Origin of the sequence: Blastomonas sp. (assembly GCF_041747255.1) — a bacterium.
In the GTDB taxonomy this organism is placed as follows: Bacteria; Pseudomonadota; Alphaproteobacteria; order Sphingomonadales; family Sphingomonadaceae; genus Blastomonas.
This window is the reverse complement of record NZ_JBGTFM010000098.1, coordinates 1-15374: the sequence shown is the minus strand read 5'-3', so window position 1 is coordinate 15374 and position 15374 is coordinate 1. Positions and strand designations below refer to the sequence as shown.

17 protein-coding genes are annotated in these 15374 nt (G+C 63.5%); 9 read left to right on the top strand and 8 right to left on the bottom strand.

Features of this window, described 5'->3' with window-relative positions:
* From ACEW8G_RS03300 to ACEW8G_RS03290, 3 genes are all read right to left on the bottom strand, one after another.
* Positions 1 to 532 (bottom strand): M48 family metallopeptidase (locus tag ACEW8G_RS03300; protein WP_373487016.1); only part of this gene is annotated, 532 nt, incomplete at its 3' end.
* A 113-nt stretch (positions 533 to 645) separates the two neighbouring features.
* Positions 646 to 1080, bottom strand: a complete 435-nt coding sequence (locus ACEW8G_RS03295; RefSeq protein WP_373487015.1) for a YcgN family cysteine cluster protein — start codon at positions 1078 to 1080, stop codon at positions 646 to 648.
* Positions 1068 to 1667 (bottom strand): SCO family protein, encoded by a 600-nt coding sequence (locus ACEW8G_RS03290; protein WP_373487014.1) that lies wholly within the window; start codon positions 1665 to 1667, stop codon positions 1068 to 1070. The genes ACEW8G_RS03295 and ACEW8G_RS03290 overlap by 13 nt, the downstream gene beginning before the upstream one ends.
* Positions 1668 to 1813: 146 nt before the next feature.
* Here ACEW8G_RS03290 and ACEW8G_RS03285 point away from each other — a divergent pair, with 146 nt between their 5' ends.
* Positions 1814 to 2398, top strand: a complete 585-nt coding sequence (locus ACEW8G_RS03285; RefSeq protein ID WP_373487021.1) for an ankyrin repeat domain-containing protein — start codon at positions 1814 to 1816, stop codon at positions 2396 to 2398.
* Between the two features lie 154 nt (positions 2399 to 2552).
* On the opposite strand, the gene ACEW8G_RS03280 is transcribed toward ACEW8G_RS03285, so the two are convergent.
* Together ACEW8G_RS03280 and ACEW8G_RS03275 are read right to left on the bottom strand one after the other, a co-directional pair.
* A complete protein-coding gene (locus ACEW8G_RS03280; protein ID WP_373487020.1) occupies positions 2553 to 2993 on the bottom strand; it encodes a TIGR01244 family sulfur transferase in 441 nt (146 codons plus the stop codon).
* Between the two features lie 122 nt (positions 2994 to 3115).
* On the bottom strand, positions 3116 to 4888 hold the full coding sequence (locus ACEW8G_RS03275) for an ABC transporter ATP-binding protein/permease (protein ID WP_373487019.1): 1773 nt from the start codon (positions 4886 to 4888) through the stop codon (positions 3116 to 3118).
* Positions 4889 to 5209: 321 nt separating this feature from the next.
* Here ACEW8G_RS03275 and ACEW8G_RS03270 point away from each other — a divergent pair, with 321 nt between their 5' ends.
* Entirely contained in the window at positions 5210 to 6994 is a 1785-nt protein-coding gene (locus tag ACEW8G_RS03270; protein ID WP_373487013.1) for a tetratricopeptide repeat protein, read from the top strand.
* Here the strand turns inward: ACEW8G_RS03270 and ACEW8G_RS03265 are convergent.
* Positions 6991 to 7674, bottom strand: coding sequence for an HAD family hydrolase (locus ACEW8G_RS03265; RefSeq protein ID WP_373487012.1), 684 nt, complete (start codon positions 7672 to 7674; stop codon positions 6991 to 6993). The two genes, ACEW8G_RS03270 and ACEW8G_RS03265, sit on opposite strands and share 4 nt — an antisense overlap.
* A gap of 120 nt (positions 7675 to 7794) precedes the next feature.
* Between ACEW8G_RS03265 and ACEW8G_RS03260 the strand changes: the two genes are divergently transcribed.
* The 6 genes from ACEW8G_RS03260 (at position 7795) to ACEW8G_RS03235 (ending at position 12483) form a co-directional block, all read left to right on the top strand.
* Positions 7795 to 8907 (top strand): MlaE family lipid ABC transporter permease subunit, encoded by a 1113-nt coding sequence (locus ACEW8G_RS03260; RefSeq protein ID WP_373487018.1) that lies wholly within the window; start codon positions 7795 to 7797, stop codon positions 8905 to 8907.
* On the top strand, positions 8904 to 9719 hold the full coding sequence (locus tag ACEW8G_RS03255) for an ABC transporter ATP-binding protein (RefSeq protein WP_373487011.1): 816 nt from the start codon (positions 8904 to 8906) through the stop codon (positions 9717 to 9719). The genes ACEW8G_RS03260 and ACEW8G_RS03255 overlap by 4 nt, the downstream gene beginning before the upstream one ends.
* Before the next feature lie 71 nt (positions 9720 to 9790).
* The gene (locus ACEW8G_RS03250; protein ID WP_373487010.1) at positions 9791 to 10747 is read left to right on the top strand and encodes an MlaD family protein; all 957 of its coding nucleotides are present in this window, start codon (positions 9791 to 9793) and stop codon (positions 10745 to 10747) included.
* Positions 10748 to 10751: 4 nt separating this feature from the next.
* On the top strand, positions 10752 to 11369 hold the full coding sequence (locus tag ACEW8G_RS03245) for an ABC-type transport auxiliary lipoprotein family protein (RefSeq protein WP_373487009.1): 618 nt from the start codon (positions 10752 to 10754) through the stop codon (positions 11367 to 11369).
* 50 nt (positions 11370 to 11419) lie between these two features.
* Positions 11420 to 11842: a 6,7-dimethyl-8-ribityllumazine synthase gene (ribH, locus tag ACEW8G_RS03240; protein WP_373487008.1), complete on the top strand. Its 423-nt coding sequence runs from the start codon at positions 11420 to 11422 to the stop codon at positions 11840 to 11842.
* Positions 11839 to 12483 (top strand): glutathione S-transferase, encoded by a 645-nt coding sequence (locus ACEW8G_RS03235; RefSeq protein WP_373487017.1) that lies wholly within the window; start codon positions 11839 to 11841, stop codon positions 12481 to 12483. Before ribH ends, ACEW8G_RS03235 begins: the two co-directional genes overlap by 4 nt.
* Here ACEW8G_RS03235 and ACEW8G_RS03230 read toward each other — a convergent pair.
* The gene (locus ACEW8G_RS03230) at positions 12465 to 13625 is read right to left on the bottom strand and encodes an N-acetyltransferase (RefSeq protein WP_373487007.1); all 1161 of its coding nucleotides are present in this window, start codon (positions 13623 to 13625) and stop codon (positions 12465 to 12467) included. The genes ACEW8G_RS03235 and ACEW8G_RS03230 overlap by 19 nt on opposite strands.
* A 153-nt stretch (positions 13626 to 13778) precedes the next feature.
* Between ACEW8G_RS03230 and ACEW8G_RS03225 the strand changes: the two genes are divergently transcribed.
* On the top strand, positions 13779 to 14897 hold the full coding sequence (locus ACEW8G_RS03225; RefSeq protein WP_373487006.1) for a fatty acid desaturase: 1119 nt from the start codon (positions 13779 to 13781) through the stop codon (positions 14895 to 14897).
* On the opposite strand, the gene ACEW8G_RS03220 is transcribed toward ACEW8G_RS03225, so the two are convergent.
* The coding region (locus tag ACEW8G_RS03220) for a hypothetical protein (RefSeq protein WP_373487005.1) at positions 14887 to 15374 on the bottom strand (488 nt) is incomplete at its 5' end. The genes ACEW8G_RS03225 and ACEW8G_RS03220 overlap by 11 nt on opposite strands.

The window sequence follows — 15374 nt, the reverse complement described above, 5'->3', positions numbered from 1 at the left end:
TGCCCCAGCGGCGCGCGGCGTTGCTGATCGCGAGGGCTGGCACGGGAACGCCTGCGCGCGCGCTATAGTCGGCAAGGTCGACGGAGCACAGCCGCCTGGCCTCGGCCTTCAGCCAGCGGATCATTCGCGGCTCGATCATGTCGGGCGCGCCGCCCAGCTGGATGACGCCGTCGCTGGCGACGACCTTGCGTCCGTGGCCCGCGCCCCAAGCGATACGATGATCGGCCCCGCGATATGGGATAGTCGCGCCATCGACAATTGCCACCGCCGTGCCCGCCTTGGCAAAGCTCGCCGCGATCCAGTCAGCCTGTGCGCGGGCGAAGGCAATGGCCTCGCCCAGTCGCGCATTGCCGGGCAGGGTGATCAGCAGCGCGCCCTTGGCAGGATCGGTGCGCAGCTTGATGTTGCGTGCGCGCGCGTGCCGCCGGATGATCAACGCGTAATCGTGGGTGCCGATGGTGATGCGCTGCGGGGTTTCAGCGCGCGGCGGCGGGTTACGGGTAAACAGGCGGGTAAGGGGGGATCTGGCCATTGGTCGCCCTCACCCTTCCCACACCGCTTCGCGGCGTGGGCCCCTTCCATCTCCCGGTGGGAGAGGGAGGGAGGCGCGGAGCGCCGGAAGGGTGAGGGTGGCGAGCGCCCCCATCAGATCTCGTGCTCGACGATATGCTGCTCGATCGGCCCGGCATAGATCTCTGATATCACCCGGCCCACCACCGAATGGCCGCCCGCATGCATCGCGCTATGGTCGCCGGTGCGCAAGTGGTGCCAGTCGGGTAGCGGCTTGCCCTCGGCACGCAGCAGATAGGCGCAGCTGGTCGGCAGCCAGGGGATTTTCTCCAGGTTGGCGCGTGTCAGCTTGACGCAATCGGGGACAAGCGCCTTGCGGTGGCTGTAGCCGAGGCAGGTGGCCGAATTGGTGTCGAGCAGGCGGCAGGCGATGTTGGTGGGATAGATGCGCCCGGTGTCTTCATCCTCGACCTTGTGCAGGCAGCATTTGCCGCAGCCATCGCACAACGCCTCCCACTGCGCGCGGTCGAGGCTCGCCAGCGGGCGGTCCCAAAAGTCTATGCTGTCCATTTGTCGATTTCGGCCGCGATGGCCTCAGGCGATTCGTCATAGGGCAAAAGCGCAACCGGTTCGCCCTTGGGGCCCATCAGATAGGCCTGGCGTGAGTGATCGACCAGATAGCCGCCGCCTTCACTGCCCTCGCCCTGCTGCTTGGCGAACACCACGACATAGGCGTCGGCCACCGCCTTGATCTGCTCGAGCGTGCCGGTAAGGCCAATCAGCCGCGGGTGGAACGCGGCGACATATTGCTTGATCACCTCAGGCGTGTCGCGCTCAGGATCAATGCTGATGAAGATCGGCTGGATTGCTTTTGCCCGCTCGGGCTGCTGCTTTTCGAACAGGGCAAAGCCTTGCGCGATTTTCTGCAGGTCAATCGGGCAGACATCGGGGCAATAGCTGTAGCCGAAATAGATGATGCGGTGCTTGCCCGCAAAATCGGTGTCCTTCACCGTTTTGCCATCCTGATCGATCAGCGTGAAGCCGCCGCCGATGCGTGCGCCTTCCAGCGGTGCCTCTGGCTTTGGCGCATTGGCCGAACAGGCGGTGAGCGACAGCGCGAGCGCCATCGCGGCGAGACGTGGAAAGGATTTGTTCATGACAGGCTCGTCAATGCTCTGCTATGCACCCGGTTTCAAGGGGGCTTGATCAATCCACGCGGCACGATGTGCCCGCACCCCATGCGAATAAGGACTTTCAGGTGAACGCCCGCATCAACGCTTTTTTCCGTTCCATCGCATTGGCCATGCTTGCCATTGCGCTGATCACACCGATGGCCGCAACCGCGCAATTTTCAGACAGCTATAACTTCCTGAAAGCGGTGCGCGATCGCGATGGCGACAAGGCGACGCAGTTGCTCAACGCGCCGGGCAGCACCATCGTCAACACCCGTGATATCACCACGGGCGAGACCGCGCTGCACATCGTCACCCAGCGCCGCGATGCCACCTGGATGGGATTTCTGCTGCAGCGTGGTGCCAACCCCAATGCACGCGACAACAATGGCATCACGCCGTTGATGGTGGCGACCAGCCTGCGCTTTGTTGAAGGCGCCGAAGTGCTGCTCAGCCGCAAGGCACGCGTTGATGAAACCAACAGCTCGGGCGAAACCGCGCTGATCCGCGCGGTGCAGCTGCGCGATCTGGCGATGGTGCGGCTGCTGCTGAAAAACGGCGCAAACCCGGACAAGCAGGATACGCTCGCAGGGCAGTCCGCGCGCGATTACGCCAGCGGGGATTTTCGCAGCACGGCGATCCTTGATGAAATCGTCGCCAGCGACAAGGAGCGCAAGCCAGCCGGCAACGCCAAGGTGTTTGGGCCGACGGGCTGAGGGGGCAGTGCGCCCGTCTTCACGCCGTTCGGACCAACATGGCCTACCCCGCTCAGCCCGAGCTCGTCGAAGGCCTTGGGGAATCGTTAGCGTGGGCGCGCGGCCTTCGACACGCTCAGGCTAAGCGGAGGTCGGGAGCGCAGAGGTCGACCGTCTACTCGGTCTTGCCCGCCAGCGCGTCAAGCATCGGGCGGATGGGCGCCAGGTCATAGCCGGCATTTGCTGCGACCTGTGTTAGCCCGGCGGGGCTTTCGCCCTGTTTTGCCTGTGCCAGCGACCACAACAGGGTCGAGCGGGTGCCCGATCGGCAATAGGCGAGCACCTTGCCGCCATCGCCTTGCGCCTTGGCCAGCGCAGTGATCATTGCATCGACCTGCGGCGCGGAAAATCCGGCATGGGTGATTGGGATGGCAACATAATCGATCCCCGCTGCGGCGGCGGCAGCGGCGATCGCATCGCCTTGCGGCGCGGCCGGGTCCTCGCCATCGGGGCGATTGTTGATGATCATCGTCACCCCTTGCGCCTTGGCCGCCGCCACCTGATCGACGGTGATCTGCGGGGCAACTTGGACGGTGTCGGTCAGAGCTGTGAACATTGGGTCTGCTTTCTGTGAGGCCAGAATTGGCGGCATCTGGACGGGCGATTTTTCAGACTGGCTGCGCTCCTCGCACGCTGTGGTGAGCGCCAGCGGCAGCATCATGATCATCAAACGATAGCTCATAGCGCTTCAGTCTCCTTTTCGCGCTCCTGCGCCTGCCGCTGCCACATCGCGGCATACAAGCCATCAGCCTTCAGCAGAGCACGGTGTGATCCGGTTTCGGCGACGCTGCCCTGATCGAGCACGATGATCCTATCGGCATGCGTGACGGTGGACAAGCGGTGTGCGATGATCAGCGTCGTGCGGCCTTGTGACAGCGACCTGAGCGTGGTCAGGATGTCTGCCTCGGTGGCGCTGTCGAGCGCCGATGTCGCCTCGTCGAAGATCGTCAGCGGCGGGTTTTTGAGCAACGTGCGGGCAATCGCGACGCGTTGCTTCTCGCCGCCCGACAGCTTGAGCCCGCGCTCGCCGACCTCGGTCTCATAGCCTTTGGGCAACGATTCGATAAAGCTGCCGATGGCGGCGCCATGCGCGGCGCGCACAATATCTACCATCGACGCACCCTCGCGGCCATAGCCGATGTTATAGCCGATGGTGTCGTTGAACAGCACCGTATCCTGCGGCACGATACCGATCGCGGCGCGCAGCGAGGCTTGGCGAACGTGGGTGATATCCTGCCCGCCGATGCAGATGCGCCCGGCTTGCGGGTCGTAAAAGCGGAACAGCAACCGCGCGATGGTCGATTTGCCCGCGCCCGATGGCCCGACGATGGCGAGCGTCTGACCCGGCTCGACCCGGAAACTAAGCCTGTGCAGGATCTGCCGGTCGGAATCATAGCCAAAATCGACGTTCTCGAACGCGACCGACGGCTCGGCGATGTTGAGTGCAGGTGCGCCCGGCCGGTCGACAATTTCTGCAGGCGTATCGATCAGGTCGAACATCGCGGCCATATCGACCAGCCCCTGGCGGATGGTGCGATAGACCATGCCAAGCAGGTCGAGCGGGCGGAACAGCTGCATCAACAAGGTGTTGACCAACACCAGATCGCCCACGGTGAACCGCCCTTCGCTCCAGCCCCAGATGGTGAACGCCATCGCCCCCGCCAGCATCGTGTTGGTGATCAGCGACTGGCCGACATTCAACAGCGCGAGCGAGTTTTCGGATTTGACCGCTGCCTCGGCATAGGTGCGCGCCGCCTGGCCGTAACGCCGTGCCTCGCGCTCTTCGGCGGTGAAATATTTGACCGTCTCGTAATTCAGCAGCGAATCGACCGCGCGGGCGAGCTGCTTGCCATCAAGATCGTTCATCTTTTCGCGCAGGTGGTTGCGCCAGTCGGTGATCACCCGGGTGAAGCCGATATACAGCACCACCATTGCCACCGTCGCCAGCACCAGCCCGATGCCGAAATTGATCCAGAAGATGATCAGCACCGCCGCCAGCTCAAGCACCGTCGGCGCGATGTTGAACAGCAGGAAATAGAGCATCACATCGATGCTCTTGGTGCCGCGCTCAATCACCTTGGTGACCTCACCAGTGCGCCGCGCCAGGTGAAAGCGCAGCGACAGGCGGTGCAGCTGCACGAACACGTTTTCCGCGAGCGCCCGGGTCGCATCCTGGCCGACGCGTTCAAAGGCGACATTGCGCAGATTGTCGAACACCACCGATCCCAGCCGCGCCGCGCCATAAGCGATGACCATGGTGATCGCCACCGTCGCGGTGGCCGCGCCATCAATGGTCATGCTGTCGATCGCGGCCTTGTAGGCAAAGGGCATCGAGAGGATCGCGGCCTTGCCCCCCAGCACCATCAGCAGCGCAACCATGATCCGCAGCTTCAGATCCGCGCGGCCTGCGGGCCACAGATACGGAAGGAAGCGGGCCAGAATGGCGCGCATCGCTGGTGCTTTGCCCAGCGCTGCCTGGGTGGTCGTGTGGAATGACTGCATCGTATCCGCGATAGGGTTGATCGCGCCGCGTTCCAAGCCCCAACTCGACGCTAGCGTGCGATCGTGCGTGATTGCTGGTTTTGCTGCGCCTTTCCGGCATCGCACCGTCATCCCGCACATCATGTTACCGTTACACACCAACACTTTGAAACGCCGTATGAATCCGCTAAGCGTTACAATTGCGCGTTCGAAAGCGGGAATGTAACATCATGACTTTCATGTGACGAAGCTGATGCAATACGGAGCCCAGACTGCAAACGGCAGGTTTGGGTGGGCGAGGTACCAAAGGTCGTGACTGCGCATGACGACGACAGTGTGATGAGATCAGAGGCGGCGCATATCGCGCAATCAGCCGCCTTCAAGCGATCTCCGGTGTTGCGCCGCCTGCTCGACTATCTCGTCTCCAGGACCCTGTCGGGCGAGGGCGACCGGCTCAAGGCTTATCAGATCGCGGTCGATGGCCTTGGCCGCGACGAGAGCTTTGACCCGCAAAGCGACAGCTATCCGCGTGTGCAGGTCGGGCGTCTGCGCAAGATGCTCGATCTGCATTACGCATCGCACCCGCCGCGCGCTGAAACTGGCCATCGTCGCCTGATGATCCCGCTCGGCAAGTACAGCGTGCAGCTGGTCACCGTCGTGGCGCGTCCTGCCGAAAGCGCGTCGGCTGCGGCGGAGATGCCGATGATACCCGTCCCGGCAGCACCAGAACCATTGCTTCCCATCGATCCGGCACCGGTTGTCGCGCCCGCTGTCCCTCCGGAATACGCGGTGCCCGCTCGCGTGGATCGGCCGTGGATCGCCTGGGCAGCGGCCAGTCTCGCGCTGCTGGCGCTGGCCTATGCCATTTGGACATATGCCGTTCCCGCTGATCGCCCGGTGCGTCAGGCAGGCTATGGTCTCCAGCGGCTGATGCCACACATCACCATCAATGTTGATTCGGGTGGCAGCGCTGATCCTGCGTCGTTGAAGGCTACCGCGCAGGAGGTTGAAATGCAGCTCCAGCGCTTTGACACGCTGGCGGTTTCATTTCCCGAACGTACTGGCAGCAATCCAGACCCAATGCCAAGCGATTATCAACTGGTGATCCGTCCGGACAGGAATGCGCGCGGGACCGCAGTGTCGTTGGTGCTTCGGCATCCGGTCAGCGGCACCACATTATGGTCCCGGACCATCACGATGGCCGATGCGTCTGACACCGCAATCGGCGATGCCATTTCCCAGATTGCTAGGTCCAGCGGGGTTGTCGCCGAGCACCAGTTACGGCTGGTTGGCGACAGTTTTGCAACTGGCTATCCATGCCTTGCCCAATATGATGTCTATCGGCGGCGTCGTGATGCCACCATGCGCGCGCCGCTCGAATCGTGTCTCAAGGCGACGCTTGCGGCCTATCCCAACGAACCGCTTGTATTACAGGCGCTGTCTTTTCTGACCCTGTCGCGACCGACCATGGGCAAGGGAGCCTCCGCATCGCCGCTCGCACCCAGCCAGGAAGGGCGCAGATTCGCCGAGCAGGCGTTATTATACGGGCGCAACTCCTCGCTCGCGCAGATCGCGGTCGCGCGCTCGGCGCTGGCGCGGGGCAATTGTCCGCGCGCGCTCGTTTTTGCCCGCAGCGCGGCTGAGGCCAATCCACTTGATCCCGATACCGTGGGGCTTGCCGGCGTGTTCCTGCTGTCATGCGGCGATTATGCGGGCGCCGAACCGTTGCTCACCCGGTCGATGGCGCTGGAAAGCGACACCAATGGCCTGCAGGTCGCCAGCCTGATTTCGGTGCTGCTGCTGACAGATCGCCCTGCCGAGGCGCTGACCATGGCCAACCAGGCTCATTCTGCCAGCATCGGAACACAGCCGCAGTTCCTGCTCGGCAAGGCGCTGGCGCTTGCCGCCAACGGGCGCGATGATGAAGCGCGCGCCCTGTGGCGGGAACTGGTTGCGGTTGTGAACATCCAGCGCGACGCGTCGGCGCGGGCGGTGCTGGAGCGGTTCCTGTTGTCTGATTCGCTGGTCAACCGCATGGAGGCAGAGGTGGTGCGCTTGGGATTGACGCGGTCTTAAGTCGTTGTCGCTGCGGGCCAATCGACGATGGTCCAGCCGTTGCCTGCTGCCACAGCGCGCAAAGCAGGGTCCGCATTGGTGGCAAACGCCTCGTCGGCCATGGCCAGCATCGGCGCATCCGAGACATGGTCAGAATAGCAGCGAATATGGCAGGCCGCACGATCGATGCCATTGCGGGTCAGCCACGCCGCAATATACGCCGCCTTGGCCGCGCCGTAGCAATTGTCCCCGTCGATGCGCGGCTGCACCCGCCCATTCCCGATACGCAGGTCTGTCGCGATCACATCGGCGATATCAAGCGCGCGGGCGATGGCATCAACATACAGGCGAAACGAGGCGCTGGCGATGACGATGCGATAGCCTGCCGCGCTGTCTGCGGCGATCTGCGCCAGCGCGCCGGGCCTTGTGTTGCGCGCAACGACCTGTCGCGCATAGGCGCGCGCCAGCGGCCCAAGCGCGGTCTGCCGGGGCGCACCCAGCAGCAACCGCAGGTTCAATTGTTTGAGCGCCTTGCGATCCAGCATTTTGGCAAGGTAGCCAAGCCCGGCCAACGCCGACAGCGGCAGCAGCGGCAACCGCCATGGCGACAATCGCAATGCGGCAAAGACCAGAAACGCGGCATAGGTCGGCCGTACCGTGATCGTCTTGTCCAAATCATAGATGGCTATTCTGGTCGTCACGTCTGCCCCATTGCATCCTGTAGCATAGCTGACAAGCGCCGCATGGTCGCAGCGCCTCCGACAGGATATGCGCCAAGATGCTTGTGATTGCGCCGCTTATCGCCCAATGATGCCCGCGCTATGGGTGCTCCAGCCGATTTTACCATTGAAACGCGCGATGACGGCAGCGCGGTGCTGCGCTTCATCGGCGATCTCAACATTGCCACCATCGGTCATCTGCCCGAACGCCTGCAACAGACCAATGAAACCATCGCTGCGATTGATCTGGCTGACGTCAGCCATATCGATACGGTTGGTGCGTGGATTGTGCATCGGCTCGCGCGCGACGAGAAAGCCAAGATCATCAACGCCGGCGATATCGCCGAACGGCTGATCGAGGCCGTGGGCCGCGCTGATCCGGGGCCGCTGGAGCCACCGCCCCGCCAGTCTGCTGTGATCCGTATCCTTGATGAAACCGGCAAGGGTGTGATCATGGCGGGCATCAGCGCGCTTGGCATGATCAGCTTTTTCGGCAGCATCGTGCGGGCCATCGGCGGCGTGATCCGGCATCCGGGCCGTTTCCGATTGGCCGCAACGATACGACATTTTGAGCTGGTCGGCGCATCGGCGCTGGGCATCGTCGGGCTGATGAGCTTCCTGATCGGCATTGTGATCGCGCAGCAGGGCGCGGTGCAGCTGCGTCAGTTTGGCGCGGAGGTGTTCACTGTCAATCTGGTCGGGCGGCTGACGCTGCGCGAACTGGGCGTGCTGATGACCGCGATCATGGTCGCCGGGCGCTCGGGCTCAGCCTTTGCCGCGCAAATTGGTACGATGAAGCTCACTGAAGAGATTGATGCGATGCGCACCATCGGCGTCTCCCCGATTGAGGCGCTGGTGCTGCCCCGCGTCGCCGCAGCCGTGTTGATGATGCCGCTGCTGGGCTTTTACGCGATGATGATGGCGCTGGTCGGCGGCGCGTTCCTCAGCTGGATCGTGCTTGAAATTCCGCCAGCGACCTTCATCGTGCGGATTCAGGAGGTCGTGCCGATCCATGACTTTTATGTCGGTATGATCAAGGCACCGGTGTTCGGCATGATCATCGCGCTGGCTGGCTGCTATCAGGGCATGCAGGTGCGCGGCAATGCTGAAGAGGTCGGTGCGCGCACCACCGCCGCAGTGGTGCAGGCAATTTTCATGGTCATCGTACTCGACGCGTTCTTCGCAATCTTCTTTACAGAGATCGGCTGGGGATGAGCGGCGCAATCGACAAAAAATTCGAATTCGCCATCCGCGTTGCCGGTCTGCGCAACAGCTTTGGCGACGATGTGGTGCATGAAGACCTCGCGCTTGATGTGCGCAGCGGCGAGATTCTGGGCGTGGTCGGCGGATCGGGCACCGGCAAATCGGTGCTAATGCGCTCGATCATCGGCCTGCAGACCCCCGATGAGGGCAGCATCGAGGTGCTCGGCGAATCGATCCTCGACAAGGAGGAAGAGAATGTCGGCATCCGCAGCCGCTGGGGCGTATTGTTTCAGGGCGGTGCGCTGTTTTCAACGCTGACCGTGGCCGAAAACGTCATGGTACCGCTCGCCGAATTCTATCCGGGCATCAAGCGCGCGTTGCGCCGCGAAATCGCGCTCTACAAGATTGCGCTGAGCGGCCTTCCCGCCGATGCCGCTGACAAATTTCCATCCGAGCTGTCGGGGGGCATGAAGAAACGCGCCGGTGTGGCGCGCGCGCTGGCGCTCGACCCCGATCTGCTGTTTCTTGACGAACCAACCGCCGGGCTCGACCCCATCGGCGCAGCGCGCTTGGACGAACTGACGTTGGAGCTGCAGCGCACGCTTGGGCTTACAGTGTTCCTGATCACGCATGACCTTGATACGCTGCACGCGATCTGTGACCGGGTGGCCGTGCTTGCAGATGGCAAGGTCATCGCCATCGGCACGATTCCGGAACTGCTGGCAACCGATCACCCTTGGATTCAGGAGTATTTTAACGGACCACGCGGCCGCGCCGCATCCGGCGCGCGGCAACCGGCTGACGCCAGCGGGGTAGTATCATGATATGCGGGGCAATATGCCGCCTGCAGTTGGCGGTGGACAGCATTGAAAGATCAGGGGCATAACGCACGACCATGGAAACACGCGCCAATCATGTCTGGGTGGGAATCGTCACCATGGTGCTGCTGGCCGGCGTGGCCGCTTTTGTGATCTGGCTAGCGGGACTGGGTGACACCGACCGCGGCCGTTATGATATATTCTTCAAGACATCGGTCAACGGCATCGCGCGCGGATCGGTCGTTGTTTATTCGGGCGTACCAGCAGGCCAGGTGACCGAAATTGCGCTGTGGGACAAGGACCCGCAGTTTGTCCGCGTGCGCATCGAGGTGGACCGCAGCGCGCCGGTGCTCGAGGGCACCACCGCGACCATTCAGGGCGTCGGCTTTACCGGGGTGTCGCAGATCCAGCTTGATGGCGCCCGGCAAGGCGCCCCCGCAATCACCGCTATCGGCCCCGAAGGGGTTCCGGTGATCCCAACCAAGCCAGGGGCGCTGGGCGAACTGCTCAACAACGCGCCGCTGCTGCTTGAACGGCTGGCGACGCTGACCGAACGCTTTACCCAGGTGATGTCTGAGGAAAATCAGGCGGCGATCACCGTTTTGCTGCAAAACTCAGGCCGCCTCACCGGGGCGCTGGCCAATCAGGAGCCCGAGCTGCGCCAGACGCTGCTTGAACTGCGTACTACTTTGGCCAAGACCGGGGTCGCCGCCGAGCAACTGGGCAACACCGCGCAATCGGTGCAGGGCGTGCTCGATTCTGAAGGCCGTCCGCTGGCCAAGCAGCTCTCGGCAACGCTGGCCGAGGTCAGCAAGGGTGTCGAAAAGCTGTCGGGCGCGCTCGATGATGCCAAGCCGGGGTTCAAGCAATTTTCAGAAACCACCCTGCCCGAGACCGAGGCTTTGGTGCGCGATTTGCGCGTCACCGCGAGGGCGCTGTCGTCGATCACCGAAAAGATCGATCAGGAAGGCGCAACGGGGTTGATCGGCGCGCCGCCGCTGCCTGACTATAAACCGAAATCTGGCGGGAAATGAAATGATGAGCCACCATCCGACATCCCAAATGCGCCGCACGCTCGTTGCCCTGATCGCCAGCGGCGCGGCGGTGCTGTCGCTTGGCGGCTGCATCAGTCTGGGCGGCAAGGCCCCGGCGCAACTGCTCACCCTGACGGCTGATGCCGCGCCCAATGCGGGCAGCATGGCGCAGTCGACGGTCAGGGATGCGATCATTGTCGAGGTACCCACGGTCGAGCGCACACTCGATCAGGTGCGGGTACCGGTGCATATCAGTGACAGCGCGGTGGCCTATGTCGCCGATGCGGTATGGGCGGACAAGCCGGCGCGGCTGTTTCGCGGCGTGCTCGCCGAAACGCTGGCCGCCAAAAGCGGGCGGCTGGTGCTCGATCAGGTGGAAACCGGCAGCGAGCGGGGCATGATGCTGTCGGGCCAATTGCTGCGCTTTGGTTATGATCAGGGGCTGGGCGCGGTCGTGGTGCGCTTCGATGCGGTTGTCCGCAATCCGGGCGCGCCGCTGCGCAAACAGCGGTTTGAGGCGAGCGAGCAGATCGGCGCGGTCGATGCCGTGACCGTCGGCGCAGCGCTCAACCGCACCGCCAACCGGGTCGCAGCCGATGTCGCCGCCTGGTCGGCGGGCTGAGCCGACCTTTCCGTTCAGCGACTGTTTCACCAACATCCCGGGGTATCACCATGGCGCATTTTCTGATCATCGAGGCGCGCTTCTACGAGCATCTGAACGATCTGCTGCTTGATGGCGCGCGCACCGCGCTTGAGGTTGCAGGGCACAGCCATGAAACGCTTACCGTGCCCGGCGCGCTCGAAATTCCTGCGGCAATCGCCATGGCGTCCGACACCGGGCGCTTTGAAGGCTATGTCGCGCTTGGCGTCGTGATTCGCGGCGAGACCTACCATTTTGAGATCGTCTCGACCGAAAGCGCGCGCGGCATCATGGCGCTGACATTGGACGGACTGCCGATCGGCAACGGCATATTGACGGTCGAGAACGAGGCGCAGGCGTTGGCGCGTGCGCGCCGCGACGACAAGGACAAAGGCGGCGAGGCGGCGAAAGCCGCGATCGCAATGCTCGCCATCGCCGAGGGCTTTGCCGCCTGAGCGCGCTACCAATATTCTACAGCTTTCGTCGCTGCCCCTATGCCATGCGGGCGCGACTGGCGTTGCTGGTGAGCGGCCAGACGGTCGAACTGCGCGAGGTGGCGCTGCGCGACAAGCCTGCGGACATGCTCATGGCATCGCCCAAGGGCACGGTGCCGGTGCTGGTAGCGCCTGACGGTATGGTGATCGACGAGAGTATCGACATCATGCGCTGGGCCTTGTCGATCCATGACCCAGAGCGCTGGCTGGCGGGCGAGGACGAACACTTGCTTGCGACCAACGATGGGCCGTTCAAGCATCACCTTGACCGCTACAAATACCCTGGCCGTTATGCCAGCGATGCCGCCGAGCACCGCACCGCTGCGTGCGACCTTCTGCTGCCGCTGGAGCAACGATTGCAGCGCAGCGAATGGCTCTGCGGCGCGCGACGAACGATCAGCGACATGGCGTTGTTCCCCTTCGTCCGCCAGTTTGCCGCGACCGACAGCGCATGGTGGCGCGCGCAGCCGTTGCCACAACTGCAGCGCTGGCTTGAACGCAATGTTACCGATCCGCTGTTTGCCGCAGCGATGGTGCGCCTGCCGCCCTGGCAACCGGGCGATGCACCGGTCACATTCGGGGGTTACAGCGCCTTTTCGTAGATCAGATATTCGCGGTTGATCTTGCTGTCGATCGCATCGGCAATGGCAATCATGCCCTGATTGTCCTCCAGCACCCAGCCGAGCTCGCCACGCACCGTGCCATATTTGGGGATGATTGTGCGGCGCACGGTTTCCACCATCATCAGTGTCAGCTGGCCCGCCAGCCGGGTGTTCTGGATGCTTTTCAGGACCCCCATCAGCGGTACGCGCACGGTGTGCGAGCGGCACGTGCGCAGCCACCACAGCAGCTTCGCCCAGCCAAACGGCAGCAGCCTGCCGCCCAGCGGGGCGAGTGCTTCGTTGAGATTGGGCAGCGACATCAAAAAGGCGACCGGCTTGTCATCATATTCGGCGATCATGATCATCTCTTCGCGCACCAGCGGCCGCAGTTTTTTGCCGATATAGGCGACTTCGGCATCGGTGATCGGCACAAAGCCCCAGTTCTGGCTCCACGCATCGTTGAGGATCGCAAGGATGATGGCCGCCTCGTCATCGAACCGGCTTTTGTCGACCCTGCGCAGGTTGATGCGCTTGTTACGCTCGCCCGATTGCACGATCCGCTCGACCAACGGCGGGAAGCCGCCGGCAATGTCCAGATCATAGGTAACGAGCCGTTTGGCGGGCGTGTAACCGGCGTGCTCGATCCAGCCACGATAGTGCGGGCTGTTGTGCCCCATCATCACCGTCGGCGGGGTGTCAAAGCCTGAGACCAGCAACCCGGGTTCATCCCAGACCGAGAGGCTGAGCGGGCCGAGCACGCGGGTCATATTTTGCGCGCGCAGCCAGCTTTCTGCCGCGTCGATCAGCGCTGCCGCCACCGCCGCGTCGGCCGCCTCAAACATGCCCCAGTTGCCCGTGCCCGGGCCCATGCCCTGTTCGGGCGGCTGGGCGAGCGCCAAATGATCGAGATGCGCGCTGATCCGCCCGACGACCTTGCCGTGCTGTTCTGCGATCATAAGCTGGACGGTCGCGTGCTGGTAAAACGGGTTCTTGGCCGGGTTGAACATCTCGCGCATTTCGCTGCGCAGCGGCGGCACCCAGCATGGATCGGCCCGGTTCAATCGGTAGGCGACATCGATGAACGCGGCGAGGTCAGCCTTGTTATTGACTGGCCTGACGCTTACCTGATTGGTGGTTGACAACGCTTTTTCGATCCTTGCGGGGGGCTATGGCACATCGCCGTCCTGCCATGTCGGGCAAGCGCAAGGCCTGTCAAGCCTTGGCGCGGCATGATGTTGCCATGTTGCTGCCATGTTGATCTGGCTAAAGCAGGCCAGAGTTTTTTCAGGATGTTTATGGCCAGTTCGTTTTCCTATGCACAGCCCGCCCACCGCGCCGCCGATACAGCGGTGTTGCCGCGCGTGTCGCCCAATGTGCCCGATGACGCGCAGATGATCCGCACTGCGGCGCAGATGACGCGCGACCTGAACGCGCCCGATGCGCGCATTTATTGGGCCGATTTGCTGGCATCTGCTGCCATCGGCTATGGTGCACTCGCCGGTGCGATCATGATTGAAGCTTTGCTGCCCGCGCTGGTGTGCGCAGCTGTCGCGGTGCTGGCGCTCTATCGCGCGGGCAGTTTCATCCATGAACTCACGCATCTGCGGCCCGATGCCGTGCCGGGCTTCAATGCCGGGTGGAATGCGCTGATCGGCATTCCCATGCTAGTGCCCAGCTTCATGTATGAAGGCGTCCACAGCCTGCACCATGCGCGCACGCGCTATGGTACGGACAAGGACCCCGAATATCTGCCGCTCGCGCTGATGAAGCCGTGGACCGTGCCGCTGTTCGTCGCGGTATCGGCGCTGGCTCCGGTCGGCCTGCTGGTCCGCTATGGTGTGATTGGCCCCTTGTCTGCAATCGTCCCGGCGCTGCGCCGGATCGTGGTCGAGCGTTATTCGGGGCTGGTGATCAACCCGGCGTTCCGTCGTGCGATGCCCGAAGGTGCAGCCCGGCGGCGCTGGCTGGTGCTTGAAACAGCAGCATCTGTATGGGCGATCACGCTGATCGTGCTGGTCGCGACCGGCGTCGTGCCGTTGCGCACCTTTCTGATCGGCATGGGTGTTGCCTCTGCGGTGATGGTGCTCAATCAGGTGCGCACTTTGGTGGCGCATCTGTGGGAAAACGAGGGCGAGGTGATGAGCGTCACCGCGCAATATCTCGACAGCGTCAACGTGCCGCCGCCCGCGCTGTTGCCCGCGCTGTGGGCACCGGTTGGGCTGCGCTATCACGCGCTGCATCATCTGCTGCCGGGCCTGCCCTATCATGCCTTGGGTGAGGCGCATCGCCGCCTGTCGGCTGCGCTGGCTGAACCATCCGCCTATCATCAGGCAAGCTATCCCGGCGGCCTGCCCGGTCTGCTCGCGCGGCTGGTGCGCTCGACGCGAAGTCAGCGGGCCAGCGTCAAAGCCTGAGCAGTCGGCCGATGCCGCCCAGCGCCAGCTTGTCGTCGCGGTCGAGCGCAAGCTTCAGCCCCAGCCAGATCAGGGGCAGCACCAGCGCGGCATAGACGCTGGCACTGGCGACTGCGGGCAGATCGGCGAGCGCCCATGCCGCCGCCCAGAATACGCCCAGCCCTGCCACGCCGATCAGCAGCGCACGCACGAAATACGCATCGAACGGGCCAAGCCCCTCGACCACCCACAGCTCGGCCACCGCTGACCAGCTCGCTACCACCACGCCCGCGCTCACCGCCAGCGCCATGCCCAGCGCGCCAAGATCGGGCACCGCAAGCGTGCCGATAATCGCCGCAACCGCCAGCCCGGCGATGCTGTTGGCCAGCGGTAACGCGCGATGGCCGGTCATCTCGACAATCGGGGTAGCCGCGCCCAGCACGGTCTCACCCGCGCGGCCGATCAGCAGCACCACCAGCACCGGCAGCGCCGCGGCTG

Coding starts and splice junctions, on each gene's coding strand:
- ACEW8G_RS03295 (WP_373487015.1), bottom strand. CDS start 1,080: ATGGACAGCATAGACTTTTGGGACCGCCCGCTGGCGAGCCTCGACCGC.
- ACEW8G_RS03290 (WP_373487014.1), bottom strand. CDS start 1,667: ATGAACAAATCCTTTCCACGTCTCGCCGCGATGGCGCTCGCGCTGTCG.
- ACEW8G_RS03285 (WP_373487021.1), top strand. CDS start 1,814: ATGCTTGCCATTGCGCTGATCACACCGATGGCCGCAACCGCGCAATTT.
- ACEW8G_RS03280 (WP_373487020.1), bottom strand. CDS start 2,993: ATGTTCACAGCTCTGACCGACACCGTCCAAGTTGCCCCGCAGATCACC.
- ACEW8G_RS03275 (WP_373487019.1), bottom strand. CDS start 4,888: ATGCGCGCCATTCTGGCCCGCTTCCTTCCGTATCTGTGGCCCGCAGGC.
- ACEW8G_RS03260 (WP_373487018.1), top strand. CDS start 7,795: ATGGGTGCTCCAGCCGATTTTACCATTGAAACGCGCGATGACGGCAGC.
- ACEW8G_RS03255 (WP_373487011.1), top strand. CDS start 8,904: ATGAGCGGCGCAATCGACAAAAAATTCGAATTCGCCATCCGCGTTGCC.
- ACEW8G_RS03250 (WP_373487010.1), top strand. CDS start 9,791: ATGGAAACACGCGCCAATCATGTCTGGGTGGGAATCGTCACCATGGTG.
- ACEW8G_RS03245 (WP_373487009.1), top strand. CDS start 10,752: ATGAGCCACCATCCGACATCCCAAATGCGCCGCACGCTCGTTGCCCTG.
- ribH (WP_373487008.1), top strand. CDS start 11,420: ATGGCGCATTTTCTGATCATCGAGGCGCGCTTCTACGAGCATCTGAAC.
- ACEW8G_RS03225 (WP_373487006.1), top strand. CDS start 13,779: ATGGCCAGTTCGTTTTCCTATGCACAGCCCGCCCACCGCGCCGCCGAT.